We start from the raw sequence: 25,748 nt of genomic DNA, 5'->3' as shown, positions 1-25,748 counted from the left end.
TGATCCCTTTTAATGGAATAAAAAATGAAACTGTCTAAAATTGCGTTGGCACTTGCCACACTCACGGTTGCTTCATCGGCTTTAGCGCATGGATATGTTGAATCTCCGGCCAGCCGCGCTTATATGTGTAAGCTTGGTAAAAATATTGATTGTGGTTCCGTACAATGGGAACCACAGAGTGTTGAACGCACCTCCGGCTTCCCGACTGGCGCTCTGCCACCGGATGGACAGCTGGCAAGCGCCGGTATTGCCCGATATTCTCAGCTCGATCGCCAGAGCCTGAACGCCTGGACTAAGACCCCAATTACCGCCGGTAAAAATACCTTCACCTGGTATCATACTGCTCCGCATAAAACCACCAACTGGCGTTGGTATATTACCAAACAAGACTGGAATCCAAATAAACCGCTGACCCGCGATCAATTTGAATCCACCCCATTCTGTACCGTAAATGGTAATGGCCAGGCTCCGGCTCAGCGTCAGGAAATGACCTGTAATGTGCCACAGCGTACCGGCTACCAGGTTATTTACGCGGTATGGGAAATTGCCGATACCACTAACAGCTTCTACCAGGCTATCGACGTTGATTTCGGTAACGGCGGCAATGTGACCCCTGACGAAACCCCGGCTCAGGTCTCCGAGTGGACGAAAACCCTGAGCGGCCAGATCGCCGGTAATAACGTCAATGCAGGCGATAAAGTGATTGCCCGCTTCTTTGATGCCAATGGCGAAGTGGTCTCCATGCGCACCCAGCTGACCATCTCTTCTGCTTCCCAGGGTCAGGCAAGCCAGTGGTCTTATGACCTGGCGCAGGCAATCAACGCCGCGCACAGCGATGTTCGCGTCGGTGTTAAAGATGAGAGCGGCGTGGTGAACCCGGTTCACGGCGCGAACAACGTCTATGTGAAAGATGGCAGCACCCTGAAATCTGTCGCGATCTCCTATGAAGAGCAGCAGGCTCAGGTGAGTGAAGACATCGCCGTCACCAACGTGCGGTTCTCCAAAATCAAGAACGGCGCAGCAACCGTGACCTTCCACGTGAATACCCAGGGCGATGTGAGCCTGGAAGCGCGTGCGATGAACCACGCAGGGGCGGAAAAAGGTTACCTGAAGCAGGATATGAAAACGCCAACCAGGACGTGACCATGAACCTGACTGACGTGACGCCTGGCCACCACATGCTGAAATACTTCGCCACCAACAAAGATGGCGTACTGTTCGCGCAGGATGTGATCGACATGATGCTGGAGAACGAGGAGTCATCCGGTACGACGGGTAAATATGACTACACCTTCCCGCAGAACATCGCCTCCTACAAAGCGGGCACCGTGGTACTGCAGCCGAAAGATGGCAAAACGTACCAGTGTAAGAAAGCGCCTTACAGCGGCTACTGCGTGCAGTACGCTCCGACGGCTAACCAGTTCGAACCGGGCGTAGGTTCCCACTGGCAGATGGCGTGGACCCTGAAGTAATAGGCTCTCCTGATGCCCGGTGAACAGGTCTGTGCGATCTGTTTGCCGGGTGGCGGCTTCGCCTTACCCGGCCTGCGTGACCGCAGAATGGTGCGGGTTCTGTAGGCCCGGTAAGCGTAGCGCCACCGGGCATTTTCACCGACTACTGATTGCGCGTCGCGCGCAGCAGTTTCTCCAGCGGATAGACCGCTGCAATCACCACTTCATCCTCTATCTGCGCCGCCTTATCCAGCTCGCCCTGAATCGACGCAATCTCCGTATCATCCAGCGTCCCCTGGCGCGCCACCAGATCCGTTAAGCGCAGCCCAATCGCCGCCAGCTTGTCCACCGTCTGGATCACCGGCTTCAGCGCCTTCAGCTGATAGCTGTTCTCGGCCAGCGCCAGCGCATCCGGAGTGTTGGTCTGCCAGCGGGTAAAGAGATGGCGCAACGACTCCGCGCTTTCGCTATCCTCAGCATCGCTCACCAGCCGCTCAACCCAGCGGTTCATCTGCCGCACCTGGCTGCTCTCCGGCGCCAGCGCGTCGGCCAGGCGGTTTAGCGGCTCAAAAAGATCATAATTTCCGGCCTGGAACTTAAGATGGTTACGGGTGTAATAGTGCGCAGGCTCCAGCGCCTGGGCGAGGATCGTCAGCGGCAGGGTGTCGGTGGTGTTCCCCAGACGCGTGAACTGCACCTGCTGGCGGGCATGCTGCTGCAACCCTACCGACACCGTCGACCAGCTATCCATCGCCTGCAGGCGGGTATACATGTTGTCGATATCGTTCACCTCCTGCGCCGACCACAGGCGCTCCGCCACCGCGAAGGCCCGCGGCCACAGCTTGATATCCAGCACTGGCGCCGCCACGTTTTCTGCCCACAACGCCGCCTCGCCGCCCAGCAAATTGGCCTGCTGGCTGGCATCCGGCACCGCCGGGGCGATCCCCTCCGGCACCGCATCCAGCCGCTGGCCTGTCACCGGATAACGGCTGTTGCCCAGCAGGAAATAGCCGTCAATCTTGTCGTCAGAGACGTTCACCACCGGGCGGGTCTCCCCCATCCAGGTATCGACGGTGAAGGTTACCTGATTGTCGCTGCGCCAGACGATATCCTGCACCGCACGCCGGGATTTGCCGCTGAAATCGATAAACCCGCGCCAGCCCGCCTCGCCTTTTATCAGGGTAAAGCTGCCCTCCAGCGGCTTGCCCTTCAGGCGCGGCAGGGTGAAGGACCAGCTCTGGGCGCTGTCGCTGTCGGTGATGACATCCACCTTGTTCAGCCCCTGGGGTACGATCTCATTGCGGTAGTGATAGGCGGTGTACTGGGGCTGATCGAGATAGAAGCCGGTGGAGAGAATTCCCCTGTAGCCCTGCTTCGCCACCTCCCCCAGCGCGTCCTGCCCCTGCCAGGACTGGATCAGAATGCTTTTGGGCAGATCCGGGTGGAAGATCTCATCCCAGCCCACCATCTGGCGCTGGTTTTTCTCGAGGATCGTCTCTAGCTTGCGGTTGAAATAGGCCTGCAACGCGTGGCTGTCCGCCAGCTTGTTGTCGCGCATAAAGTGCTGGATGGCAGGGTTGTTTTTCCACTTGGTGTCATCCACCTCATCGCCGCCGATATGCAGATAGGGATCCGGGAAGATCGCCGCCAGTTCAGCGATCATCGCGCCGGCGAAGGCGTAAGTGGCCTCTTTGGTGGGATCCATCACCGGCTTGAGCACACCCCACTGGCGCTCCATCTCATAGGGCCCCGGGGCGCTCATCAGCTCCGGATAGGCCACCGCAATGGCCGACGCGTGGCCGGGCATGTCAATTTCCGGCACCACGCGAACACCACGCGCGGCGGCGTAGCGCACCACGTCGCGCATCTGATCCTGGGTGTAGAAGAGTCCGTCACTGGCGAGTTCGGTCAGTTTCGGATAACGCTTCGAGGCAAACCGCCACCCCTGATCGTCGGTTAAGTGCCAGTGCAGCACGTTGAGTTTTGCTGCCGCCATGCCGTCGATCTGGCGTTTGATATCCTCCAGCGGAATAAAGTGGCGGGCCGAATCAAGCAGCAGGCCGCGCCACGGGAAGCGCGGGGCATCTTCAATGGTCACCCACGGTACAGAGGTGTTTTCCGGGCCGTTTTGCACCAGCTGGAGCAGTGTTTCCATGGCACGCAGCGCGCCGAAGCGGGTGTTGGCGGTGATGTTCACCCCGCGGTCATCGACGGTGAGTCTGTAGCTTTCATCGCTGTCCGGTTTCGGCACGGGCGCCACCTTGCGGGCGATAGCGATGGTGACGGTCGGTTTTTCCGGCTTATCGGCCTGCGGCTGGAGCGTCCAGCCGGTTTGCAGCGCCACCCGCTGGCGCAGACGTGCCACCGCGTCGCCGAGATCGTCCCCGGAGACGCTCACCTGGAAGTTATTGTTAATGACCAGCGTGCCCTGGGTGGCGGGGCGTTCGACCTTTGCAGGCCAGGGCATCAGGGGGAGATCGCCTGCGGGGGCCGCAAACGCAGAAAAGCCGAGCATAAGCCCGGCGGTTAAGAGGCTGTACCGTAACATGAATGTTCCTTATTTGACGGGCCGAAAAAGGCAAAACATTCTGTTAACATGCGCTCAATTTGTCGTCAAGCGCGGCGGATGACGGCGATCACAGGTTGTTGAATTTGGGAAGAAAGCCATTTGCCGGGCGGCGGCTTCGCCTTACCCGGCAAAAATCACTGCCACCCGTACCGGCGGCTATAGAACCCTTTCACCAGCTGCGTCAGCGTCATATACCCGGCGAGGATCGCCACCAGCCATGGGAAGTAGCTGAGCGGCAGCGCCTGCAGTTGCAGATAGCCCGCAAGCCCCGAGAACGGCAGCGCGATACCGAGCACCATCACAATCCCCGTCATCACGATCAGCGGCCAGGCGGCGCGGCTCTGGAGGAACGGGATACGCCGGGTGCGGATCATATGCACAATCAGCGTTTGCGACAGCAGCCCCACCACGAACCAGCCGGACTGGAACAGGGTCTGCTGTTCCGGGGTGTTAGCGTGGAACACAAACCACATCAGGCAGAAGGTCAGAATGTCGAAGATGGAGCTGATCGGGCCAAAAAAGAGCATAAAACGGCCCAGTTCTGCCGGCTCCCAGCGCTGCGGCTTCTGGATCTGATCCTCGTCAACGTTATCAAACGGGATCGCCACCTGGGAGATGTCGTACATCAGGTTCTGGATCAGCAGATGCAGCGGCAGCATCGGCAGGAACGGCAGAAACGCGCTCGCCACCAGCACGCTGAAGACGTTGCCAAAGTTGGAGCTGGCGGTCATTTTGATGTACTTGAGCATGTTGGCGAAGGTGCGGCGGCCTTCGATCACTCCCTCCTCCAGCACCATCAGGCTCTTCTCCAGCAGAATGATATCCGCCGCCTCCCGGGCGATGTCCACCGCCCCGTCGACCGAGATGCCGATATCCGCGGCACGCAGCGCGGGCGCATCGTTAATGCCGTCGCCCATAAAGCCCACCACGTGCCCCTCGCGCTTCAGCAGGGTGACAATGCGCTCTTTGTGCATTGGGGTCAGGCGGGCAAAGAGCGTAGTGCGTTGGGCCAGCAGCGCCAGCGCGTCGTCACTAAGGTGTTCGATATCGCCGCCCGTCACCACCTCACCCGCATCCAGCCCGACGTCGCGGCACACTTTCGCCGCCACCAGCTCGCTGTCGCCGGTGAGAATTTTCACCGTGATGCCGCTCTCTTTCAGCGCCTTTAACGCCGGTGCGGTGGTCTCTTTCGGCGGATCGAGGAAGGCGATGTACCCTTCGAGGATCAAATCAGATTCATCGATACGCTGATAGTCCCCCTCCCGCGCGGGCAGTAGCTTGCTGGCGACCGCCACCACGCGCAGCCCCTGGCGGTTCAGGTTGTCGGTGACGCGTTTGATGCGTCGCAGCATGGTCTCATCCAGCGGGACAATCTCGCCGTGATACCGCACCTGGGTAGTCACATTGAGGATCTCCTGCAATGCCCCTTTGCAGATCAGCTGATGCACGCCCTGCTCTTCACTCACCACCACCGACATCCGGCGGCGCTCGAAATCAAAGGGGATCTCATCTACCTTCTGCCAGCGGGATGAAAGGGCGCGGGCGGCGGCTTCATCCACCCCTTCCAGCACCGCGACGTCGAGCAGGTTTTTCAGCCCGGTCTGGTAGTGGCTGTTCAGCCAGGCGGTTTCCAGCACCCGCTCGCAGATCTTGCCTGCGATGTCAGTGTGGTGCTCCAGCACGATCTTGTCCTGGGTCAGGGTGCCGGTTTTGTCGGTGCAGAGGATATCCATGGCGCCAAAGTTCTGGATGGCGTCGAGGTGTTTAACGATCACCTTCTGCTTCGAGAGTTTTACCGCCCCGCGCGCCAGGGTCGAGGTGACAATCATCGGCAGCATCTCCGGGGTGAGGCCTACCGCCACCGAGAGGGCAAACAGTGCCGCCTCCCACCAGTCGCCTTTGGTGTAGCCGTTAATCAGCAGCACGATGGGGGTCATCGCCAGCATAAAGCGGATCAGCAGCATGCTGACGCGGCCAATCCCCTGCTGGAAGGCGTTGGGTTCGCTCTCCTGCTCGCTGACGCGCCCGGCCAGCTGCCCAAACCAAGTGTTGCCCCCGGTGGCAATCACCATCGCCTGCGCCGTACCGCTCACCACCGTGGTGCCCATAAAACAGAGGGTGTCGCACTCCAGCGGGTTGCTCTGCTGCGGGTCGCGGCTGTGGGCCACCTTCTCCACGGGCAGGGATTCGCCGGTCAACGATGCCTGGGCCACGAACAGGTCGCGGGCCTGGAGAATGCGTAAATCTGCCGGGATCATATCCCCGGCCGCCAGCTTCACCAGATCCCCCGGCACCAGCTGGTCAATGGGGATCTCCTGCCAGCCGCTTTCCCCTTTGTCGTTAAGGGTGCGCAGGACGGTGGCGGTGTTGCTGACCATCGCCTTCAGGGCATCCGCCGCCCGGGTTGAGCGGGCCTCCTGGATAAAGTTCAGCAGCGTGGAGATGCCCACCATCAGGGCGATCACCCCGGCGGCAAACAGGTCTTCGGTGGCATAGGAGATGAGGCCCAGCACCGTCAGCAGCAGGTTAAAAGGGTTGCGGTAGCAGGTCCACAGATGCACCCACCAGCGGGCCGGTTGTTGCGCCGGGAGGGTGTTTTCGCCATGAAGGGCGCGGGTAGCCTGAACCTCGGCGGCGGTGAGCCCTTCCGGGTGGCTGCCAAACGTCCGCCACAGCGCGGGCTCTTCCATCGCGGCCACCCGCAGACAGTGGGCGGCAAGCGCGCCGGGGATAGTGGTATCGGTTTTGCCAATTGCCATCGGGTCGCGCTGCACCAGACGGCGAGGCAGGTGGCGGCTCAGCCGGGCCAGCAGCTGTTGTGTGAAATTTTTGAACATAACAAGTCCCCCGCCCCCGTAAAAACGGGCGCAGTCTTGCCTTCAGGCGTGACAAAGCCACGCCTGAGAGGCGGTAACAGTTATGCAGGAACGCAGGAATACGTTACTGCCTTACGCATCCGGTAAGGCAGTGAGAACAGGCTTACCGGAAAGAAAGGGTTCTCCCTCGCGGGAGAGGGGTGGGATCGGGATCCATATCGCCTCCGGTAAGTAAAAAAAGGTAAGTCGGCGCGTACTATAGCGTTTTAGCCGTACCGTTCGTGACAATTCGGGCGGTATGATAACGGCCGGGCATTAAACCAAACGTAAACCAGACTTTACCCATTGCGGAACCGGACACCCGATTTAGGCTTATTGATTATTTCATCAATGCGTTACAGGACTGAAAGCATGCAGAATCGCCTCACCATTAAAGACATCGCGCGTCTGAGCGGCGTGGGTAAATCCACCGTCTCGCGAGTGCTGAACAACGAAAGTGGTGTCAGCCAGCGCACGCGCGAACGCGTCGAGGCGGTAATGAATCAGCACGGCTTCTCCCCGTCTCGCTCGGCGCGCGCCATGCGTGGACAGAGCGACAAAGTGGTGGCGATCATCGTCACCCGTCTGGATTCACTGTCGGAAAACCTGGCCGTACAGACCATGCTGCCCGTCTTCTACGAGCAGGGCTACGATCCGATCATGATGGAGAGCAAGTTCTCGCCGCAAATGGTGGAAGAGCACCTCGGCATGCTGAAACGCCGCAACATTGACGGCGTGGTGCTGTTTGGCTTTACCGGCATCAGCGAAGAGATGCTTATCCCCTGGAAGCCGTCGCTGGTGCTGATGGCGCGGGATGCCCGCGGGTTTGCCTCCGTATGCTATGACGACGAAGGGGCGATCCTTACCCTGATGCAGCGCCTGTATGAGAGCGGCCATCGCCATATCAGCTATCTTGGCGTGCCGCACAGCGACGTTACCACCGGTCAGCGCCGTCATGCTGCCTACCTCGCGTTTTGTAAACAGCACGCGCTCCCCGCCGTGGCCGCACTCCCCGGCCTTGGCATGAAGCAGGGCTATGAAAAGGTGGCCGACGTGCTGACCCCACAGACTACCGCCCTGCTCTGTGCCACGGATACTCTGGCTCTTGGCGCAAGTAAGTACTTACAAGAACAGCGAATCGATAGCCTGCAACTGGCGAGCGTGGGCAATACGCCGCTGATGAAGTTCCTCCACCCGGAGATCATCACTGTCGATCCCGGCTACGCCGACTCCGGTCGCCAGGCTGCCATGCAGCTGATTGAGCAGATCAACGGCCGCAGCAAACCGCGTCAGATCGTTATTCCCGCCACCCTCTCCTGAGCCTCAAAAAAGGCTTTATTGTGATCCTCGCCCGGTTTCGGGAACGTTCCCATTTTCGTTGTGAATACGAAAGAGTAGGCTTGCCGCCAGTTATCTCCTTCCCCTGAACCCGTATCATGAGGATTCATGATGAGCAAAGTAAAACAAACGGATATCGACCAGCTGATCGTGCTGGTTGGCGGACGTGACAATATCGCCACAGTCAGCCACTGCATTACCCGCCTGCGTTTTGTGCTGAACGATCCGGCCAAAGCCAACCCGAAAGCGATCGAAGAGCTGTCGATGGTGAAGGGCTGCTTCACCAACGCCGGGCAGTTCCAGGTAGTTATCGGCACCGAGGTGGGCGACTACTACAAGGCGCTGCTGGCGACCACCGGTCATTCATCGGCAGATAAAGAGCAGGCCAAGAAAGCGGCACGCCAGAATATGAAGTGGCATGAACAGCTCATTTCACATTTTGCGGAGATTTTCTTCCCGCTGCTGCCGGCGCTGATCAGCGGCGGCTTGATCCTCGGCTTCCGTAACGTGATTGGCGATGTGCCGATGAGCGGCGGCAAAACCCTGGCGCAGATCTACCCGGCGTTGCAGAGCATCTATGACTTCCTGTGGCTGATTGGCGAGGCGATCTTCTTCTACCTGCCGGTGGGGATCTGCTGGTCGGCGGTGCGCAAAATGGGCGGTACGCCAATCCTCGGCATCGTACTGGGCGTAACGCTGGTCTCTCCACAGTTAATGAACGCTTACTTACTTGGGCAGCAGGTCCCGGAGGTGTGGAACTTCGGTCTGTTCACCATCGCCAAAGTGGGCTATCAGGCGCAGGTGATCCCGGCCCTGCTCGCCGGCCTGGCGCTGGGGATGATTGAAACCCGTCTTAAGCGCATGGTGCCGGACTACCTCTACCTGGTGGTGGTGCCGGTCTGCTCCCTGATCCTCGCGGTGTTCCTTGCCCACGCCTTTATCGGTCCGTTTGGCCGCATGATTGGCGACGGCGTAGCCTTCGCGGTGCGTCACCTGATGACCGGCAGCTTCGCCCCGATTGGCGCCGCGCTGTTCGGCTTCCTCTATGCCCCGCTGGTGATCACTGGCGTGCATCAGACCACCCTGGCGATTGATATGCAGATGATCCAGAGCCTCGGCGGCACCCCGGTGTGGCCGCTGATTGCCCTGTCGAACATTGCTCAGGCCTCGGCGGTAACCGGCATCATCATCGTCAGCCGTAAGCATAACGAACGTGAGATCTCGGTGCCGGCAGCCATCTCCGCCTATCTCGGCGTCACCGAACCGGCGATGTACGGCATCAACCTGAAATACCGATTCCCGATGCTCTGCGCGATGATCGGCTCCGGGCTGGCGGGCCTGCTGTGCGGCCTGAACGGCGTGATGGCCAACGGCATCGGCGTCGGCGGTCTGCCGGGCATCCTCTCCATCCAGACCGCCTTCTGGCAGGTCTTCGCGCTGGCGATGGCCGTGGCGATCGTCGTGCCGATGGCGCTCACGACCGTTGTCTATCAGCGCAAGTATCGTCAGGGCACGTTGCAGGCGGTTTAATCTTCTTCGGGGCGCAGTTGCGCGCCCCTTCGCATTTGCAGGAACGCATTATGAATACCCTTCCTCACTGGTGGCAAAACGGCGTCATCTATCAGATCTACCCGAAGAGCTTCCAGGACACCACCGGGCGCGGCACCGGCGATCTGCGCGGCGTGACGTCGCGTCTCGATTACCTCAAAACCCTCGGCGTTGACGCCCTCTGGCTGACGCCCTTCTACATCTCCCCCCAGGTGGATAACGGCTACGACGTGGCAAACTACCTGAGCATCGATCCGGCCTACGGCACGCTGGATGATTTCGACGCGCTGGTGGCCCAGGCTCATGCGCGTGGGATACGCATCGTGCTGGATATGGTGTTTAACCATACCTCCACCCAGCACCCCTGGTTCCGCGAGTCGCTCAATAAAGCCAGCCCGTACCGGGAGTTCTATATCTGGCGCGACGGCACCCCGGAGCAGACGCCCAACAACTGGCGCTCCAAGTTTGGCGGCAACGCCTGGCGCTGGCACGCCGAAAGCGAGCAGTACTATCTGCACCTCTTTGCCCCGGAGCAGGCCGATCTTAACTGGGAGAACCCGCAGGTGCGCGCCGAGTTGAAAAAGGTGTGCGAGTTCTGGGCCGATCGCGGCGTGGACGGCCTGCGTCTCGACGTGATTAACCTGGTGTCAAAAGAGCAGGACTTCCCCGACGATGCGATCGGTGATGGCCGCCGCTTCTACACCGATGGGCCGCGCATACACGCGTTTTTGCAGGAGATGAGCCGGGAGGTCTTTACCCCGCGCAACCTGATGACGGTGGGCGAGATGTCCTCCACCAGCCTGGCGCACTGCCAGCAGTACGCGGCGCTTGATGGGCGTGAGCTGTCGATGACCTTTAACTTTCACCACCTGAAGGTGGATTATCCCAACGGCGAAAAGTGGACGCTGGCGAAGCCCGATTTCGTGGCGCTGAAGGCTTTGTTCAGCCACTGGCAGCAGGGGATGCACAACCGGGCATGGAACGCGCTGTTCTGGTGTAACCACGATCAGCCGCGCATCGTCTCGCGCTTTGGCGATGAGGGAGAGTACCGCGTCCCGGCGGCGAAGATGCTGGCGATGGTGCTGCACGGCATGCAGGGTACCCCTTACATCTATCAGGGTGAAGAGATCGGCATGACCAACCCGCACTTCAGCCGCATCACTGATTACCGGGACGTGGAGAGCCACAACATGTTCGCCGGGCTGCGCGCGCAGGGACGGGACGCCGATGAACTGCTGGCGATCCTCGCGAGTAAATCCCGCGACAACAGCCGCACGCCGATGCAGTGGGACGCCTCCCCCAACGCCGGCTTCACCACCGGTGAGCCGTGGATTGCCCTGGGCGATAACGCAGAGACGATCAACGTTGCCGCGGCGCTGGCCGATCCCGGCTCGGTGTTTTACACCTACCAGGCACTGATTACGCTGCGTAAAACCCTGCCGGTACTGACCTGGGGGGATTATCAGGATCTGCTTGCGGATCACCCGTCGCTGTGGTGCTACCGCCGTCAGTGGCAGGGCCAGACGCTGATGGTGGTGGCTAACCTGAGCCGCGCCTGCCAGCCGTGGCAACCGCAGGCGGTGGACGGCAACTGGCAGGTGGTGATGAGCAACTATGCCGAGGTCTCGCCGCAGCCAGGCGCCATGACCCTGCGACCCTTTGAAGCGGTCTGGTGGCTACAGGCATAACCTTCTGCGCCGGGCACCGCACGGTTGCCCGGCGCACGCTTTATGGCTGGAAAATCAGCCCGGTTTTGGCTTGAAAAATTTACAAATCCTCTATCGCGCGTCATCTGTACACTTCGTTTTTTACCTTGTCCTGAATCAAATAAATCGCAAACTTGTTTGATGCAAATCACTACATATAGAACTTAGAATGCTCGCCGACCCAAGATGTTGTATCCATGGTCTATTCTTGCCACAAGACCACGAAAACCACACAACATAAAATTGTGGATAAAAAGGGTCGAAATCAGGAGAAATCGCGCACGCGTCGAGAGTTACGCTCCCGCGCCTTTTTCCTGCCTCTGTGGATAACCTGTTCTTAAATGGAGTGATCATGACACCGCATGTGATGAAACGAGATGGCTGTAACGTGCCTTTCAAATCAGAGCGCATTCAGGAAGCGATTCTGCGTGCAGCTAAAGCAGCGGGAGTCGATGACGCAGATTACTGCGCCACCGTCGCAGAGGTGGTCAGCAACCAGATGATGGGCCGCAGCAAGGTCGACATTAACGAGATCCAGACCGCGGTGGAAAACCAGCTGATGTCCGGCCCCTACAAGCAGCTGGCGCGCGCCTACATTGAATACCGTCACGACCGGGATATTGAACGTGAAAAACGCGGCCGCCTGAACCAGGAGATCCGCGGCCTGGTGGAACAGACCAACTCCGCGCTGCTCAACGAAAATGCCAACAAAGACAGCAAAGTGATCCCCACCCAGCGCGACCTGCTGGCCGGTATTGTGGCTAAACACTATGCCCGTCAGCACCTGCTGCCACGCGACGTGGTGCAGGCTCATGAGCGCGGGGATATTCACTATCACGATCTCGACTATTCGCCATTCTTCCCGATGTTCAACTGCATGCTGATCGACCTGAAGGGCATGCTGACCCACGGCTTCAAGATGGGCAACGCCGAGATCGAACCGCCAAAATCGATCTCCACCGCCACCGCAGTGACGGCGCAGATTATCGCCCAGGTCGCCAGCCACATTTATGGCGGCACCACCATCAACCGGATCGACGAAGTGCTGGCCCCGTTTGTGACCGCCAGCTTCAACAAGCATCGCCAGGTGGCGGAAGAGTGGCAGATCCCGGATGCGGATGGATATGCCCGCTCCCGCACCGAGAAAGAGTGCTACGACGCCTTCCAGTCGCTGGAATATGAGGTGAACACCCTGCACACCGCCAACGGTCAGACGCCGTTTGTCACCTTTGGCTTTGGTCTGGGCACCAGCTGGGAATCGCGCCTGATCCAGCAGTCCATTCTGCGCAACCGCATTTCCGGCCTCGGCAAAAACCGCAAAACCGCGGTCTTCCCGAAGCTGGTGTTCGCCATCCGCGACGGCCTGAACCACAAGTTTGGCGATCCAAACTACGACATCAAACAGCTGGCGCTGGAGTGCGCTAGCAAGCGCATGTATCCGGACATTCTGAACTATGACCAGGTGGTGAAGGTCACCGGCTCGTTCAAAACCCCCATGGGCTGCCGCAGCTTCCTCGGCGTGTACGAAGATGAGAACGGCGAGCAGATCCACGACGGGCGTAACAATCTGGGCGTGATCAGCCTGAACCTGCCGCGCATCGCGCTGGAAGCCAAAGGCAACGAAGCAACATTCTGGAAACTGCTGGACGAGCGCCTGGTGCTGGCGCGTAAGGCGCTGATGACCCGTATCGCCCGTCTGGAAGGGGTCAAAGCCCGCGTCGCCCCGATCCTCTATATGGAAGGGGCCTGCGGGGTACGCCTGAAGGCCGACGATGACGTGGCGGAGATCTTCAGGAATGGCCGGGCCTCCATTTCGCTGGGCTATATCGGCATCCACGAAACCATTAACGCCCTGTTTGGCGACAAGCACATCTACGACAGCGAAGCCCTGCGTGAGAAAGGTATCGCTATCGTCCAGCGCCTGCGCGACGCGGTGGATCGGTGGAAAGAGGAGACCGGCTACGGCTTCAGCCTCTACAGCACCCCGAGCGAAAACCTGTGCGATCGCTTTTGCCGCCTGGATACCGCCGAGTTTGGCGTGGTGGAAGGTGTTACCGATAAGGGCTACTACACCAACAGCTTCCACCTCGACGTGGAGAAGAAGGTCAACCCGTACGACAAGATCGATTTTGAAGCGGCCTACCCACCGATCGCCAGCGGCGGCTTCATCTGCTACGGCGAATACCCGAACATTCAGCACAACCTGAAGGCGCTGGAAGACGTGTGGGATTACAGCTATCAGCACGTGCCCTACTACGGCACCAACACGCCAATAGATGAGTGCTACGAGTGCGGCTTTACCGGTGAGTTCGAGTGCACCAGCAAAGGCTTCACCTGCCCAAAATGCGGTAACCACGACGCCGCCCGCGTCTCCGTGACCCGCCGCGTGTGCGGCTATCTCGGCAGCCCGGACGCCCGTCCGTTCAACGCCGGCAAGCAGGAAGAGGTGAAGCGCCGGGTGAAGCATTTAGGGAATGGGCAGATCGGGTAACCCTCTGCCACATTTATGCCCGGTGGCGCGCAGCGATCCGGGCCTACAATTCGCATTCACACTGTAGGCCGGGATCGCTACGCGACACCCGGCGTGGTTATACGCTATGAAGTATCATCAATATTATCCTGTCGACATCGTCAACGGCCCTGGCACCCGCTGCACCCTGTTTGTATCCGGCTGCGTTCACGAATGCCCCGGCTGCTACAACAAAAGCACCTGGCGACTGAATTCCGGCATGCCGTTTACCGCGGAGATGGAGCAGCGGATCATCGACGATCTCAACGACACGCGCATCAAACGCCAGGGGATTTCGCTCTCCGGCGGCGATCCGCTGCACCCGCAAAACGTGCCGGATATCCTGAAGCTGGTGCAGCGCATTCGCGCCGAGTGCCCGGGCAAAGATATCTGGGTGTGGACGGGCTATAAGCTGGACGAACTGAACGATGAGCAGATGCAGGTGGTGGATCTGATCAACGTGCTGATCGACGGCAAATTTGTGCAGGATCTGAAAGATCCGATGCTGATCTGGCGCGGCAGCAGTAACCAGGTGGTGCATCATCTGCGTTGAGTCTTAAAGCCGTTGATTTGCGTCGTGATAGACGGCTGATTTTTCGCGTTTTCCCACTGCGACCACAAATACCGTAATGACCTTATCCCTGACCTGATATACCAGCCGATAACCGGACGAACTGAGTTTAATTTTGTAGCAGTCCGGTAAGCCATGTAGCCTGGCAGACTCTCTTCGCGGGTTTGACAGGACGACTGCCAGCTTCTTCTTAAACTGACTCTTAACCGTATCACCCAGTTTCTGCCACTCCTTTAGCGCACGTGGATCGAATTCCAGCTCATAGGTCATCCAGACTAACCTTGATCCCTTTTTGCGGATTCGCCAGCCGTTCCCTGACCGTCCTGATCAGTTCATCTTCGCTGTCACTTACCGTCACGGTTTTGACCGGCATGCGGCCATTTTCCGCGACATACTGGAACAGAAGCCGAACGGCTTCCGTCGGGGTAATGTTCAGTTTTTCCAGCACGGCATATGCCTCGTTTTTGAGTTTGTCATCCAGACGGACGTTAAGCGTGGCCATTATGCCTCCGGTAAAAACGAATGTGTAATGCAGTTTAGCATTACATTCGCATTACATCGAATTCTGGATAGCGCCTCTCAAAACCGGCTCAAACTCTCCATCGCCACGGTTTTAAACTCCGCGAAGTCGTGACATTGACAGAGCCGCGTCATCGCCCGTTCGCGCAGGAAGGTGACGAAGATATCGTAGATGGCCATCGCCTCTTCATACTCGCTTTTACTGATCGCCAGCAGGAAGATGACATGCGCGGTTTCATCCCCCCACTGGATCCCCTGCGGGGCCAGCACGGTGTAGACCACGGTTTTTTGCGCCAACAAACCGAGGGAGTGCGGCAGGGCGATGCCGTCGCCGAGCAGGGTGCTGACGATGGCCTCGCGCTCCACCACCGAGTCGAGAAACTCTGCATCTACAAACCCCTCCTCCTGTAGCTGACCGCACAGCTCACGGAACAGCGTCTGCTGGTCGATGGGCTGATTAATCACGCGGAAGTGGCTGGCGTCAAAGTACTTTTCCAGCATCCAGGGGCGCGTTCTGTCCACCAGCACCAGCTTGCCGATCTGCTCGAGCTGATAGTCGGTCGGGAACGGGGCGATCATCACCACCGGCTTGGCTTTTTCGCCGATCCGCGCGGTGGAGATGACGAAATCTTCGCTGATGTTCTCGCACTGCTCATACTCCCGCAGCGTCAGCACACGCGTCACCTCGATTTGCGGATACTTGCGCTGCAACACGGCCTCGATCATCCGCACCATCGCGTTGCCCGCGTCGCACACCAGCATCACCCGCGGCTGGCGCTGATAGCCAATGTTGTAGTGGCGTTCCAGGCCGACCCCGATATGCAGCACCAGGAAGCCAATCTCGTTTTCACTGATCGCATACGGGGTGTACTTGCCCCAGCTCGACACCGCCGCCAGGGTCATGTCCCACGCCATCGGATAGTGCTGCTTGATGTTATCCAGCAGCGGATTGGGGATCATGATCTGATAGCGCACCCGGGTGATCATGGTTTTTATGTGGGTCAGCAGATCCGCGTGGAGCTGAGCGTCCGCGAGGAGGTTGTAGTTATAGTGGGTGTTGATATAGCCCAGGATGTAGTTCACCAGCGCCTCTTCATCATCGGCGTTGATGGCGCTGGGTGAGATCTCCTGCACCTGACGGGCGGCGATATGCACCCCCAGCCAGGTCACCTCCGAGGGAGACAGCGTTTTATCGGCCAGCCGGGCGATGGCGCTGGCGATATCCCGCGCGGCGTCGCGCACGTTCTCGGCCACCTCTTCGGCGTTAAACTCCGGCAGCGGATAGCCTTCGCTGATGCGTCGCACCGTTACCGCGCCGTAGAGCCGTAAAAACAGCTCCCCCTCGTCGGTCAGACGGATATGGTGACGGGTAAAGGTCTCATGCAGGACGGCGGCGAGCTGCTCCGGCACGCCGGCATTGAGTGCCACTTCCGTCACCAGCGGATTAAGGTTGTCCTGCTGCGCCAGCTGCCACAGCAGATCGGTGAGGCAGGCGCGGATCGCCATCTCGCTGCCAAACAGCTTCATACCGTGACGCGGGCGGGTCTCCAGGGTCAGGCGATAGCGATGAAACCACTCGCGCACCTCCGCCATATCGCTCTGCAGCGTGGCGCGGCTGACAAACCACTCGTCGGCCAGATCCTCCAGCTTGAGGGAGAATGCCGAGGTGAGAAAGCGCACCACCAGGTAGTGCACCCGCTCGGGGCCGGTGCGCGGAATACGCAACGTCCGCGGATGCGAAGCCTGCAACAGCTGATAGCGCGCCGGATCGTCAATTTTCAGTTGATAGCCGTTACCGCGGCTGAGGATAAACTGCGCCCCGTTCCCCGCCAGCAGCGCGTTCAGCGCGGTGATATCAGCCCGGACGGTACGCGTGGAGACCGACAACCGTTGCGCCAGTTCGTCCTGTGGCAGCGTCTCGTTTTGCAACATCTCGAACAGTTGCGCTAAACGTTGGTTGGGAAATCGCACGGGGTTGTCCTCTTACAGCTTAAGGTGAAATGACCATCTGGGATGGGCTGCCGACCGGGGTATAGTCTGGCTCGACGCTCAGCTTGCCGTCCTGCGCCACGCGAAACCGGGTGATGTTGTCGCTGCGCTGGTTCATGACATAGAGCCAGCGCCCCTGTTTATCGAGCGTCAGGGTGCGCGGGTAATCGCCACGCGTCCAGACATTGTCCTGATGCGTCAGCGTACCCTCCGCCGTTACGGTAAAGTGGCCGATGCTGTTATGCAAACGGTTAGCAACATACAACTGTTTACCATCACCACTTAACGCCAGCCCGGCGGCAAAACTGGTGCCCTTGTAGCCGGCTGGCAGCGCAGAGACACTCTTGCCCTCTTTCAGCGTGCCGTTGGCCTCTACGGCATAATGGGTCAGCGTAGACGCCTCTTCGTTAATCAGCCACAGGGCATCACCTTTTGGCGTAAAGACGAAATGGCGCGGTCCGGCCCCTTTCGAAGAGGCGCTGATAAACGGCGGATCGTTCGGGGTGAGCTTCCCGGTGCGATCGTCAAAACGGTACTGGTAGATCCGATCCAGCCCCAGATCGGTTGAAAAAACATATTTTCCGCTCGGATCGGCGGCGATCATGTGCGCATGGGGGCCATTGTGATCGCTGATGGCAAAACTGCCCTCTACGGCGGCTTGGGGTTTCGCGGCACCCGGTTCGCCTTGATCCTGGTGGGTATCCGTGGCATTACCCAGGCTGCCGTCAGCGTTGATCGGCAGCACCGCAATGGAGCCGCTGACATAGTTGGCCACCAGCAGGTGCTTGCCGTTCGGCGTCAGCGAGAGATAGACCGGTCCCGCACCGCCGGAGGCCACCTGATTCAGTTCGCTCAGCTCGCCGTTATCGCCCACCCGCAGCGCCTGCACCACCCCCTGCTCCACTTCGCTTGCCAGATAGAGCGTTTTGCCGTCGTGGGAGGCGGTTAACTGCGCAGCGTTCGGCAGTTTGCTCACCAGCGTTTTGTTGGCGAGCGCGCCGGATTGCGGATCGACGGTAAAGCGGTAGAGCCCTTCGCCGTTGGGGTTGTAGGTCCCCACCCAGGCGTACTGCGTCTGGGCGACAGCGGCGGTGGCAAGCATTGAGAGTGAAGCGACAAGCAGGTTACGGGTATGCATGGTGGCTCCTGATCGTGTATCCCTCCCCCGGCGGGAGAGGGTTAGGGTGAGGGACTACTTAACCTGTTTTTTCGTCATCTCCAGCAGCGTACGCACATCTTCCGGACGCGTATCCCCGCTGGCTTTGTCGATAATCGAGCTGTAGATATGCGGGATGATCTTGCTCACGCCTGCATCGAGGGCGATCTGCAGGATCGCCTCAAAGTTGTCGAGATCGATACCCCCGGTCGGCTCCAGCCAGAAGTCGTGACGGGCGCAGGCTTCCGCCACCGCCTGGTATTCGTCCCGGCACTTCAGACCGCCCATCGGGAAGTATTTGATTGAGCTGCCGCCGAAATCTTTCAGCAGGGCAATGGCCGTTTCCACTGGGACGATCCCATCTGGTGCCGCGCTGCTCAGCGGGCCGGTGGAGATTTTCACCATCCCGACGGTGCCGGTGGGGGAGACCAGGCCGTTGACCACGGACTCGCTCTGCCCCAGCAGCGCACGGCTGGTGGCTACACCGGTGAAAACCTGGTTAACGTGCTGCGGCTGCACCTGGCGGGCGATCTCGCTCACCATCGCCGACTGGTTCGGGTCACCTGCTCCCAGCCCTACGGAGAGGGCGTTATCGATAAGCTGAGCGTACTCGCGCATATCCGCCACCGCGCTTGCCACGTCCGGGTAGTTTTTGGAGAGCACGCCCACCAGTACATGGCCCTCTGCGGCTTCGTAGATGGCGCTGGCGTTGGCTTTCGAGCCGGCCAGCACGTTCAGGCAGACGCGGTCGCGGTAAAAGTTAGGGGTCAGTTTCATGCGGTTTTCTCCTGGCCTAATACTTCGCTGATGCGGCGATAGACAATGTTGAGCTGGTCAACGGTGACGCTGCGCACGTCCGCTTCGATAATCCCTTCGTTCGCTTTATAGCCGCGGAAGTAGATGGCGTATTCGCCCTGCTTCAGCGCATGCACCAGATCGCCGGTGCCGACGCCGGTGGTGGCTTCGTCGAACTTAATCTCGGTGCGGGCGATATCGCGGCCCGCGCTGTCCCACACCACGCGGGCGGTCACGCCGTTCAGGGTGTTGAGGGCGTCGATAAACGGCGTCATCTTCGCCACCATCTCCGCCCCGCTCTCTTTGGTCGCCGTCAGGTAGTGTTCGATGGCGCAGGTGAGGCCCAGAATGCCCTCTTTACCCACCTTCATCGCCCGGCCAATGCCCGCCGTCTGACGCTTCACCCACTCCACATACTGGGTTCTGCCAATCACCAGCCCGCTGGTTGGCCCTTCGATCGCCTTCGCGCCGCTGTAGATAACAAGAGACGCCCCGGCGCGGTAGTAAGTGTGCAGATCCTCTTCCGCCGCCGCATCGACGATCAGCGGCAGGTCGTGTTTGCGCGCCACCACTGCCGCCTGCTCCACGCTGAGCATGCTCTTCTGCACGCAGTGATGGGATTTGATATACATGATCGCCGCGGTGCGCGGGGTGATCGCCGCCGCCAGCTGATCGGCGGAACATTCGTTGGCGTAGCCCGCTTCCACCAGCTTGCCGCCGCCCAGCGCCACCATGGTGCCCACCGGGGCGCCAAAGTTGACGTTGTGGCCTTTCGGCAGCACGATTTCGTTGTTCTCAATTGGAGTGACGTGGAGGTTCTCCAGCAGCCAGTCGCTGTCTTTCACCAGCACCGCCGCCACGGACTGGGCGATGCCCGCGGATGCGCAGGAGACCACCGTCGCGCCTTCCACGTCCAGCAGCTTCGCGATGTATTCGCCGGTTTTGTTCACCAGATCCTTCATCTCGAAGTACTGGTTCATCCCCGCCATTGCCGCCTGCACCACTTCCGGGCGCGGGGTGGAGACGCCGAGCGCCGTCATGCGCCCGGAGGTGTTAATCACCTGTTTTAAATTGTATTTCTCAAAAATTGAAGGCATGTTCCGTGCTCCCTTGTTCGGTCATGTAGCCCTTGCCCGCGCGGATCGCGGCAAGCGGCACCAGAATGTGTTCAGCCTGCAGGCTGTCGTTTTCGGCATCCACCAGCAGCGTTGGCTGGCGCTTAAGGGTGAAGAGCGTCAGGTCGGCGTCGAGACCCGGCTGAATGCGGCCTTTGCGCGTCAGGCGCAGGCCGTCGGCGGCGTTGGCGGTGACGCACTCAATCACCTGCGGCAGCGACATGCCGATGGCGAGGAATTTTGACATTACGCTCGCCAGCGAGCCGACCGGGCCGTTAAGGCGGTTGCGGCAGTAGATATCCGAGCTGATGGTGTGCGGCAGAATGCCCATCGCGATGGCGCGTTTTGCCACCTCAAAGCTGAAGCTCGCGGTGCCGTGGCCCACGTCGAGGCGCACGCCGCGCTTCAGGGCGGAGGTGATGGAGGCGCGCAGCTCCCCGGAGGGGGTCAGAATGCGGTTCGGTTTGCCGTTGTAGCAGTGGGTGATGATGTCGCCTGAACTCAGCAGTTCGGCGATTTCGTCGAGGTTTGGCGGGTTGTTGCCAATGTGTACCATCAGCGGCAGATCGCCGTTCTCTCTCTGGATGGCCTTCGCACGTTCCAGCGGCGTAATGCCATTCTCGCCCACCACGCTGCTGCTCATGCGCGCTTTCAGGCCGACGATAAAATCAGGGTGGCGCTTCACCGCCTGCTTTACCGCGTCGGCGTCGATATTGGCCATGTTTGCCAGCTCGTTCTGGGCTATCAGCCCCACGCGGGAGATGTTCAGCAGGGCAAAGACCTCGGTTGTGGCCTTGCGGGTGATGGCGTAGAAATCGTCCACGTCGTCCGCGCCGGTGCTGCCCGCGTCCACCACGGTGGTGACGCCGGTGGCGATGCCGACGCTGTCCGGCTCGTCGTGGTAAATCGGCGAGTTCGGGTAGCAGTGAACGTGGGAGTCAATCCAGCCTGCGCTGACCCAGGTGTCACCGTTGAGCTCAACGGTGTGCTGTGCGGGGTCGGTGATGTCGCCAACCGCCGCGATCTTCCCGTCCTGAATGGCGATATCGGTCAGGGTATCGTCGGTGAGGCGCGCACGGCGCAGGAGTAAATCAAACATGGGGTTCTCCTGAGAAGACGGGCGCCGGAGCGCCCGCGGGTATTAAAGGGCGACCGGGAACAGCCAGCCCAAAAGCATTGCGCCGAGGATGGCGCCACCGGTAATCGGCTTCTGCCAGATATAGAACAGCAGCGCGCCCAGCAGGGAACCGATGCCGATTGGGATCGAGGCGGTCATCGCGCTGAGGATAATCAACGGCCCGAGGAAGCGGCCGGAGGCGTTACCCGCGCCCATCATCACGTCTGCCCCATAGGTGGAGTTGCTCTGATTGATGGTGAATTTACGCGCCAGGATGATGACGTAGCCAATCGCCAGGCCAATCACCAGGCCGGTTGCCAGCGAGGCGATAAAGTTGGTCACCGGGAACATGATGCCCGCCCCCAGCAGCAGCGCCGGCACGCCTAAGCCGACGCCGGTCTGGATCGCCCCGCCGATATCCAGGATCCCCACCAGGGAACCTTCGATAATACGGGCGAACAGGAAGCTGGCGCCGAACGCCGCCACCGCGCCGTAGGCACCGGTATCGATGCCCGCTTTCAGCATCGCCACGAAGGCCACTTCGTTAAAGGCGCCGATGCCGTAGAGGTAGTACATGTGCGTCCCGGCGAAGACGCCGGAGGAGAGCAGGCCAACAAAGATCGGGAACGACCAGTCGGCATACCAAAAACCTTTATTCTGTTCCATTTAGAGGCTCCTGTTACTTGCCGCTGAGCGAGTTGTGGATCATGTCGAGCCAGTTCGGCACGGTCAGATGGAAGGATTCGATCATCTTCATGTCGAAGCCGCGGAAGAAGCCGCTCAGCACGAAGAGCAGAACGATGGCCGCCATCATCACTTTGGTGACGTGGTTCCAGCCGCTCTCTTCCACCCCTTTACCGATCAGGATCCCCAGCACCAGACCCGGCACGGCGTTACCCATAATCAGCTGCGCCGCGCCGCCAAAGACGGTGGCCCAGAAGCCCGATTTTTTACCCGCGTCGATGGCCGCCAGCCAGAAGATCACCGGCATCACGGTGTTGACCAGCAGGTTTGCCGCCGGTACCAGCACCTTAACGGCGGTGACCTGCAACGCAGCCGGAACGGAGGAGGCGGTGAGGTTCAGGAAGGTGACGACAATCATGCCGATCACGCCGCAGGCGATCGCCATTTTGCGGGGATCGTGCAGCGTCTCGCCGACGTTGCGGTTTTTGATCATCAGCGCTGCGGCACCCCAGTTCGGGATGATGCGGTGGTCAACGTCCTGGGTGAAGGAACCCGCCGCAACCGACGAGGCCCAGGCGTTAAAGAAGAAGCCTAACCCAAAGGAGAAGTGGGACGCGGGATCCCCCTCGCAGGAGTTCAGCTCCCCCAACGTACGAAACGCGCCCATACCCTGTGTGGTAGGCGCATGAAACATGCGTGCAGCCCCGGCCCCAACGCCGACGCCAACCAGGCCGCCGATGATGAGCGATTTTATTAAAATTATCAGGAACATTCGTCTGCCCTATTAGTAAGAATCAGCGTTGCGTGACAAAGTCCACCTGGTCCAGATTGATGGCAGTCACGTTGACGGTCACGTCCAGCTCCACGCTGTAGGTGCGTCTTTCCCGGCGCAAAAAGAAGAACAGAAACGCCTCTTTACGCACCGCTTCTTGCGCCTGAACAACCTGCACATCCTGTGGCTCAATACGCAGTAAGATATGCGGCGATGCTTTCATCACCGCGGCCTGAACATGGTTCAGCGCGTCGGCAAAGGCGCGCGCTTTGGCGTCGCCTTTGCCCTTCACTCTCACCGTGGTGGTGAACTGTTCTTTCATGCTTATGCGCCGTGCTTCTTCTGCCACGCCTGAACCAGACGCTCGCCCAGCTCTTCTTTATCCATAAAGCCAAAGCCGAGCACGTTGCAGCCTTCGTTGATGGCGGTAACGCCTTCATCGACCGAGCGCATGCCGTACTTCGCTTTATAGCCATATTTGGTCTGGGCGGTGATAGCACCCGCGCCGCCGCTGCCGCAGAAGGAGATACCGAAGGTGGCGTTCTCCGCCTTCATCACGTCGCCCAGCTTCATATCTGCCGCCATGCCCGGTACTACGACCGCGCGGCCACCCGCTTTTTCAACGCCTGCTGCAACCTTCTGGCCTTTACCCAGGCGATCGCCGATGACCACTGTAATTTGTTCCATGATGTGCTCCTTAAAGGTTGTCTTTGGCGACTTCGAAGTGAACGGAGAGCAGCCAGGCTTCTTCATCAGGAAGATTGCCAAACTGCGCCACCACTTCACGGGCAAGCCGCATGGATTCTGGTGAAATTTCGTCAAACAGGTCAGCCTCGACCTCCGGCAACGGCTCGCCGGTTACCGACCGGTGCGCCATGGCACGAACGTGGGAGGTCAGCATCTGCTCCTGAACGGCATTGGGGATAATGTGGTGATGACTAAGCAGGGCGAAAGTCTGCCTGAGCATGGTGTCGGCCAACTGTTCAGTTTGCGCCGCCTGGTCTCCAGTGTCGTTTATTACCGTTCCGTTAATCACTCGTCTTACCCCGTTATTGGCTCTGGGATAAAACTAACGCTGGCTGTTGCGGGTTTGTAGCGAGTTGTTTTCCACTTCGAAGTGGAAAGGAGAGCGGCACCAGTGATCTGTGCCACATAATTGCGCTGAATAACGATTATCCGCTGGCCTAACGTGATGAATATCACGCTCCTGAGCGGGAAAAGGGGCATTGCAGAAGTGAAAAAGTTTACGAGCAGACTCGTAGAAGTGTGAGCTGGATAAGGTTTTCTTATGAGGGTTCGTTAGAGTGGCCGTGGGTGCTTGAGACTGACCGTCTCATGCATGGGACGGGAAGTGGAAAGCCCCGCCTTGTACTGCCCCCCAAAAGTTGGACAGAATAATCGAGGCATCTCAGAAAGAGTCCATGGAATACATGGGCTCTTTTTTGTTTGCTGTTAAAGCTAAATAACGTGTTCCACAATCGAATTATCCATTTCGTTGCTTATTACTTCACCCGCTTCCCTGCTTCATCAATAACCTTTTCGCCATCTTCTTTCGTGAATGCACCCTGCTGAGGTTCCGGAATAATTTCCAGCACCACCTCTGAAGGTCTGCACAGGCGCGTTACTGCAGGTGTGACAACAATTGGCCGGTTGATAAGAATTGGATGCTGCAGCATTAATTCTATCAATTGCTCATCGGTAAACCTGTCTTCTGCAAGTCCCAGTTGCTCATAACGCTCAACATTCTTACGCAGCAATGCACGCACCGTAATTCCCATATCTGAAATAAGTTTAATAAGCTCATCGCGGGTCGGGGGCGTATCAAGATAATAAATTATAGTCGGTTCGTTGCCGCTGTTACGGATCATCTCCAGCGTGTTGCGTGAAGTGCCACAGGCCGGGTTGTGATAGATGGTAATGTTGCTCATATCAGTATCTCATTACAAAGTGACAGAGAGCCGCCACGCCAGCGCGGCCAGAGTGACAAACAGCACCGGCACAGTCATAACAATGCCGGTACGGAAGTAATATCCCCAGGTAATCTTTATATTTTTCTGGGCAAGCACATGCAGCCAGAACAGGGTTGCCAGACTGCCAATCGGGGTGATTTTCGGGCCTAAATCGCAGCTATCACATTGGCATAAATCATTGCCTCTTTGACGACGCCGGTCGCCGTACTCCCGTCAAACGACAGCGCGCCAATCAGTACCGTCGGCATATTGTTCATCACTGATGAGAGAAATGCCGTCAGGAAGCCGGTGCCGAACGTCGCTGCCCATAGCCCCTTGTCTGCCAGCAGATTCAGCACGCCAGACAGGTACTCCGTGAGCCCTGCATTGCGCAGGCCATAGACCACGAGATACATGCCCAGCGAGAAAATAACGATCTGCCATGGCGCACCGCGCAGGACTTTCCCGGTGTTGATGGCATGGCCTCTTTTCGCCACCACAAACAGCACTGCTGCTCCAGCCGCCGCTATCGCACTGACCGGGATCCCCAGCGGCTCCAGAACAAAGAAACCGACAAGCAGCAATAACAGGACAATCCAGCCCGCCCTGAAGGTTGCCGGATCCTTGATCGCGCTGGCAGGCGTCTTCTGCAGCGAAACGTCATACGTTGCCGGAATATCCCTGCGGAAGAAGAGATGCAGCATGGTCAGCGTGGCCGCAATCGCTGCCGCATCCACGGGGATCATAACGGAGGCGTACTGCGTAAAGCCCAGACCGAAGAAGTCCGCCGAGACGATATTAACCAGGTTAGACACAATGAGTGGCAGGCTGGCCGTATCTGCAATAAATCCTGCGGCCATGACAAAGGCCAGTGTCGTGCCCTGGCTGAACCCCAGTGCGAGCAGCATCGCAATCACAATCGGCGTCAGGATCAGCGCGGCGCCGTCATTGGCAAACAACGCAGCGACAGCGGCACCGAGCAAGACTATCCAGGTGAACAGCAGGCGGCCACGTCCGTTACCCCAGCGGGAGACATAGTAACCATGGTTGGCCTCTTCAGGATACCAGCCAGTGAGGCCGGCCATGCGCGTACTCTATGCACATC

General features: G+C 59.2%; 21 protein-coding genes and 2 pseudogenes. 6 read left to right on the top strand and 17 right to left on the bottom strand.

Going from position 1 to position 25,748, the window contains the following annotated elements; translation table 11 throughout:
* Positions 1-24 precede the first annotated feature (24 nt).
* Positions 25-1,472: pseudogene (gene gbpA / locus C2U54_RS07310) on the top strand (N-acetylglucosamine-binding protein GbpA).
* Positions 1,473-1,614: 142 nt separating this feature from the next.
* Here the strand turns inward: gbpA and C2U54_RS07300 are convergent.
* From C2U54_RS07300 to mgtL, 3 genes are all read right to left on the bottom strand, one after another.
* Positions 1,615-3,999 carry a beta-N-acetylhexosaminidase gene (locus C2U54_RS07300; protein ID WP_103178037.1) on the bottom strand — a complete coding sequence of 795 codons (2,385 nt, stop codon included), beginning with the start codon at positions 3,997-3,999 and terminating at the stop codon, positions 1,615-1,617.
* A 155-nt stretch (positions 4,000-4,154) separates the two neighbouring features.
* On the bottom strand, positions 4,155-6,857 hold the full coding sequence (mgtA, locus tag C2U54_RS07295; RefSeq protein WP_103178036.1) for a magnesium-translocating P-type ATPase: 2,703 nt from the start codon (positions 6,855-6,857) through the stop codon (positions 4,155-4,157).
* A gap of 142 nt (positions 6,858-6,999) precedes the next feature.
* Positions 7,000-7,053: a mgtA regulatory leader peptide MgtL gene (mgtL, locus tag C2U54_RS28070; protein ID WP_371816545.1), complete on the bottom strand. Its 54-nt coding sequence runs from the start codon at positions 7,051-7,053 to the stop codon at positions 7,000-7,002.
* Between the two features lie 194 nt (positions 7,054-7,247).
* On the opposite strand from mgtL, the gene treR reads away from it, so the two are divergent.
* The 5 genes from treR (at position 7,248) to nrdG (ending at position 14,529) form a co-directional block, all read left to right on the top strand.
* Complete coding sequence (gene treR, locus C2U54_RS07290) at positions 7,248-8,195, top strand: trehalose operon repressor TreR (RefSeq protein ID WP_103178035.1); 948 nt, start codon at positions 7,248-7,250, stop codon at positions 8,193-8,195.
* Positions 8,196-8,324: 129 nt separating this feature from the next.
* The gene (gene treB, locus C2U54_RS07285) at positions 8,325-9,743 is read left to right on the top strand and encodes a PTS trehalose transporter subunit IIBC (protein WP_180210234.1); all 1,419 of its coding nucleotides are present in this window, start codon (positions 8,325-8,327) and stop codon (positions 9,741-9,743) included.
* Positions 9,744-9,793: 50 nt separating this feature from the next.
* A complete protein-coding gene (treC, locus tag C2U54_RS07280) occupies positions 9,794-11,449 on the top strand; it encodes an alpha,alpha-phosphotrehalase (protein ID WP_103178033.1) in 1,656 nt (551 codons plus the stop codon).
* Positions 11,450-11,819: 370 nt separating this feature from the next.
* Positions 11,820-13,958, top strand: coding sequence for an anaerobic ribonucleoside-triphosphate reductase (gene nrdD / locus C2U54_RS07275; RefSeq protein ID WP_103178032.1), 2,139 nt, complete (start codon positions 11,820-11,822; stop codon positions 13,956-13,958).
* A 106-nt stretch (positions 13,959-14,064) separates the two neighbouring features.
* Positions 14,065-14,529 carry an anaerobic ribonucleoside-triphosphate reductase-activating protein gene (gene nrdG / locus C2U54_RS07270; RefSeq protein ID WP_103178031.1) on the top strand — a complete coding sequence of 155 codons (465 nt, stop codon included), beginning with the start codon at positions 14,065-14,067 and terminating at the stop codon, positions 14,527-14,529.
* 3 nt (positions 14,530-14,532) lie between these two features.
* Here the strand turns inward: nrdG and C2U54_RS07265 are convergent, their stop codons facing one another.
* The 14 genes and pseudogenes from C2U54_RS07265 to C2U54_RS07200 all read right to left on the bottom strand — a co-directional run.
* The gene (locus C2U54_RS07265; RefSeq protein WP_103178030.1) at positions 14,533-14,817 is read right to left on the bottom strand and encodes a type II toxin-antitoxin system RelE family toxin; all 285 of its coding nucleotides are present in this window, start codon (positions 14,815-14,817) and stop codon (positions 14,533-14,535) included.
* Entirely contained in the window at positions 14,807-15,049 is a 243-nt protein-coding gene (locus C2U54_RS07260) for a type II toxin-antitoxin system RelB/DinJ family antitoxin (protein ID WP_103178029.1), read from the bottom strand. Before C2U54_RS07260 ends, C2U54_RS07265 begins: the two co-directional genes overlap by 11 nt.
* 77 nt (positions 15,050-15,126) lie before the next feature.
* Positions 15,127-17,037 carry a BglG family transcription antiterminator gene (locus C2U54_RS07255; protein WP_103178028.1) on the bottom strand — a complete coding sequence of 637 codons (1,911 nt, stop codon included), beginning with the start codon at positions 17,035-17,037 and terminating at the stop codon, positions 15,127-15,129.
* A 19-nt stretch (positions 17,038-17,056) separates the two neighbouring features.
* Positions 17,057-18,193 (bottom strand): lactonase family protein, encoded by a 1,137-nt coding sequence (locus tag C2U54_RS07250; protein WP_103178027.1) that lies wholly within the window; start codon positions 18,191-18,193, stop codon positions 17,057-17,059.
* 54 nt (positions 18,194-18,247) lie between these two features.
* A complete protein-coding gene (gene dagF, locus C2U54_RS07245) occupies positions 18,248-18,988 on the bottom strand; it encodes a 2-dehydro-3-deoxy-phosphogluconate aldolase (protein ID WP_103178026.1) in 741 nt (246 codons plus the stop codon).
* The gene (locus C2U54_RS07240; protein ID WP_103178025.1) at positions 18,985-20,103 is read right to left on the bottom strand and encodes a DgaE family pyridoxal phosphate-dependent ammonia lyase; all 1,119 of its coding nucleotides are present in this window, start codon (positions 20,101-20,103) and stop codon (positions 18,985-18,987) included. Before C2U54_RS07240 ends, dagF begins: the two co-directional genes overlap by 4 nt.
* Positions 20,087-21,220: an amidohydrolase/deacetylase family metallohydrolase gene (locus C2U54_RS07235; RefSeq protein ID WP_103178024.1), complete on the bottom strand. Its 1,134-nt coding sequence runs from the start codon at positions 21,218-21,220 to the stop codon at positions 20,087-20,089. Before C2U54_RS07235 ends, C2U54_RS07240 begins: the two co-directional genes overlap by 17 nt.
* 42 nt (positions 21,221-21,262) lie before the next feature.
* On the bottom strand, positions 21,263-21,904 hold the full coding sequence (locus C2U54_RS07230) for a DUF4310 family protein (protein WP_103178023.1): 642 nt from the start codon (positions 21,902-21,904) through the stop codon (positions 21,263-21,265).
* A 13-nt stretch (positions 21,905-21,917) separates the two neighbouring features.
* The gene (locus tag C2U54_RS07225) at positions 21,918-22,694 is read right to left on the bottom strand and encodes a DUF4311 domain-containing protein (protein ID WP_039030609.1); all 777 of its coding nucleotides are present in this window, start codon (positions 22,692-22,694) and stop codon (positions 21,918-21,920) included.
* 22 nt (positions 22,695-22,716) lie between these two features.
* Positions 22,717-23,016 (bottom strand): DUF4312 family protein, encoded by a 300-nt coding sequence (locus C2U54_RS07220; RefSeq protein WP_006810338.1) that lies wholly within the window; start codon positions 23,014-23,016, stop codon positions 22,717-22,719.
* Positions 23,017-23,018: 2 nt separating this feature from the next.
* The gene (locus C2U54_RS07215; protein ID WP_006179053.1) at positions 23,019-23,381 is read right to left on the bottom strand and encodes an SFCGS family glycine-rich protein; all 363 of its coding nucleotides are present in this window, start codon (positions 23,379-23,381) and stop codon (positions 23,019-23,021) included.
* A gap of 10 nt (positions 23,382-23,391) precedes the next feature.
* Positions 23,392-23,730, bottom strand: a complete 339-nt coding sequence (locus tag C2U54_RS07210) for a glycine dehydrogenase (RefSeq protein WP_103178022.1) — start codon at positions 23,728-23,730, stop codon at positions 23,392-23,394.
* A 466-nt stretch (positions 23,731-24,196) separates the two neighbouring features.
* Entirely contained in the window at positions 24,197-24,622 is a 426-nt protein-coding gene (gene arsC, locus C2U54_RS07205; protein WP_103178021.1) for a glutaredoxin-dependent arsenate reductase, read from the bottom strand.
* Between the two features lie 12 nt (positions 24,623-24,634).
* A pseudogene (locus tag C2U54_RS07200) lies at positions 24,635-25,680 on the bottom strand (arsenic transporter); the annotation flags it as partial.
* Between the last annotated feature and the right edge of the window lie 68 nt (positions 25,681-25,748).

Origin of the sequence: Leclercia sp. LSNIH1, from assembly GCF_002902985.1 — a bacterium.
Taxonomy (GTDB): Bacteria; Pseudomonadota; Gammaproteobacteria; order Enterobacterales; family Enterobacteriaceae; genus Enterobacter.
Note: the sequence above shows the minus strand (reverse complement) of the source record. Positions and strands in the feature narration are given on the sequence as shown.

What these genes read in the sequence shown, in the direction of transcription:
- C2U54_RS07300 (WP_103178037.1), bottom strand. Translation starts at nt 3,999, where the DNA reads ATGTTACGGTACAGCCTCTTAACCGCCGGGCTTATGCTCGGCTTTTCT.
- mgtA (WP_103178036.1), bottom strand. Translation starts at nt 6,857, where the DNA reads ATGTTCAAAAATTTCACACAACAGCTGCTGGCCCGGCTGAGCCGCCAC.
- treR (WP_103178035.1), top strand. Translation starts at nt 7,248, where the DNA reads ATGCAGAATCGCCTCACCATTAAAGACATCGCGCGTCTGAGCGGCGTG.
- treB (WP_180210234.1), top strand. Translation starts at nt 8,325, where the DNA reads ATGAGCAAAGTAAAACAAACGGATATCGACCAGCTGATCGTGCTGGTT.
- treC (WP_103178033.1), top strand. Translation starts at nt 9,794, where the DNA reads ATGAATACCCTTCCTCACTGGTGGCAAAACGGCGTCATCTATCAGATC.
- nrdD (WP_103178032.1), top strand. Translation starts at nt 11,820, where the DNA reads ATGACACCGCATGTGATGAAACGAGATGGCTGTAACGTGCCTTTCAAA.
- nrdG (WP_103178031.1), top strand. Translation starts at nt 14,065, where the DNA reads ATGAAGTATCATCAATATTATCCTGTCGACATCGTCAACGGCCCTGGC.
- C2U54_RS07265 (WP_103178030.1), bottom strand. Translation starts at nt 14,817, where the DNA reads ATGACCTATGAGCTGGAATTCGATCCACGTGCGCTAAAGGAGTGGCAG.
- C2U54_RS07260 (WP_103178029.1), bottom strand. Translation starts at nt 15,049, where the DNA reads ATGGCCACGCTTAACGTCCGTCTGGATGACAAACTCAAAAACGAGGCA.
- C2U54_RS07250 (WP_103178027.1), bottom strand. Translation starts at nt 18,193, where the DNA reads ATGCATACCCGTAACCTGCTTGTCGCTTCACTCTCAATGCTTGCCACC.
- dagF (WP_103178026.1), bottom strand. Translation starts at nt 18,988, where the DNA reads ATGAAACTGACCCCTAACTTTTACCGCGACCGCGTCTGCCTGAACGTG.
- C2U54_RS07240 (WP_103178025.1), bottom strand. Translation starts at nt 20,103, where the DNA reads ATGCCTTCAATTTTTGAGAAATACAATTTAAAACAGGTGATTAACACC.
- C2U54_RS07235 (WP_103178024.1), bottom strand. Translation starts at nt 21,220, where the DNA reads ATGTTTGATTTACTCCTGCGCCGTGCGCGCCTCACCGACGATACCCTG.
- C2U54_RS07230 (WP_103178023.1), bottom strand. Translation starts at nt 21,904, where the DNA reads ATGGAACAGAATAAAGGTTTTTGGTATGCCGACTGGTCGTTCCCGATC.
- C2U54_RS07225 (WP_039030609.1), bottom strand. Translation starts at nt 22,694, where the DNA reads ATGTTCCTGATAATTTTAATAAAATCGCTCATCATCGGCGGCCTGGTT.
- C2U54_RS07220 (WP_006810338.1), bottom strand. Translation starts at nt 23,016, where the DNA reads ATGAAAGAACAGTTCACCACCACGGTGAGAGTGAAGGGCAAAGGCGAC.
- C2U54_RS07215 (WP_006179053.1), bottom strand. Translation starts at nt 23,381, where the DNA reads ATGGAACAAATTACAGTGGTCATCGGCGATCGCCTGGGTAAAGGCCAG.
- arsC (WP_103178021.1), bottom strand. Translation starts at nt 24,622, where the DNA reads ATGAGCAACATTACCATCTATCACAACCCGGCCTGTGGCACTTCACGC.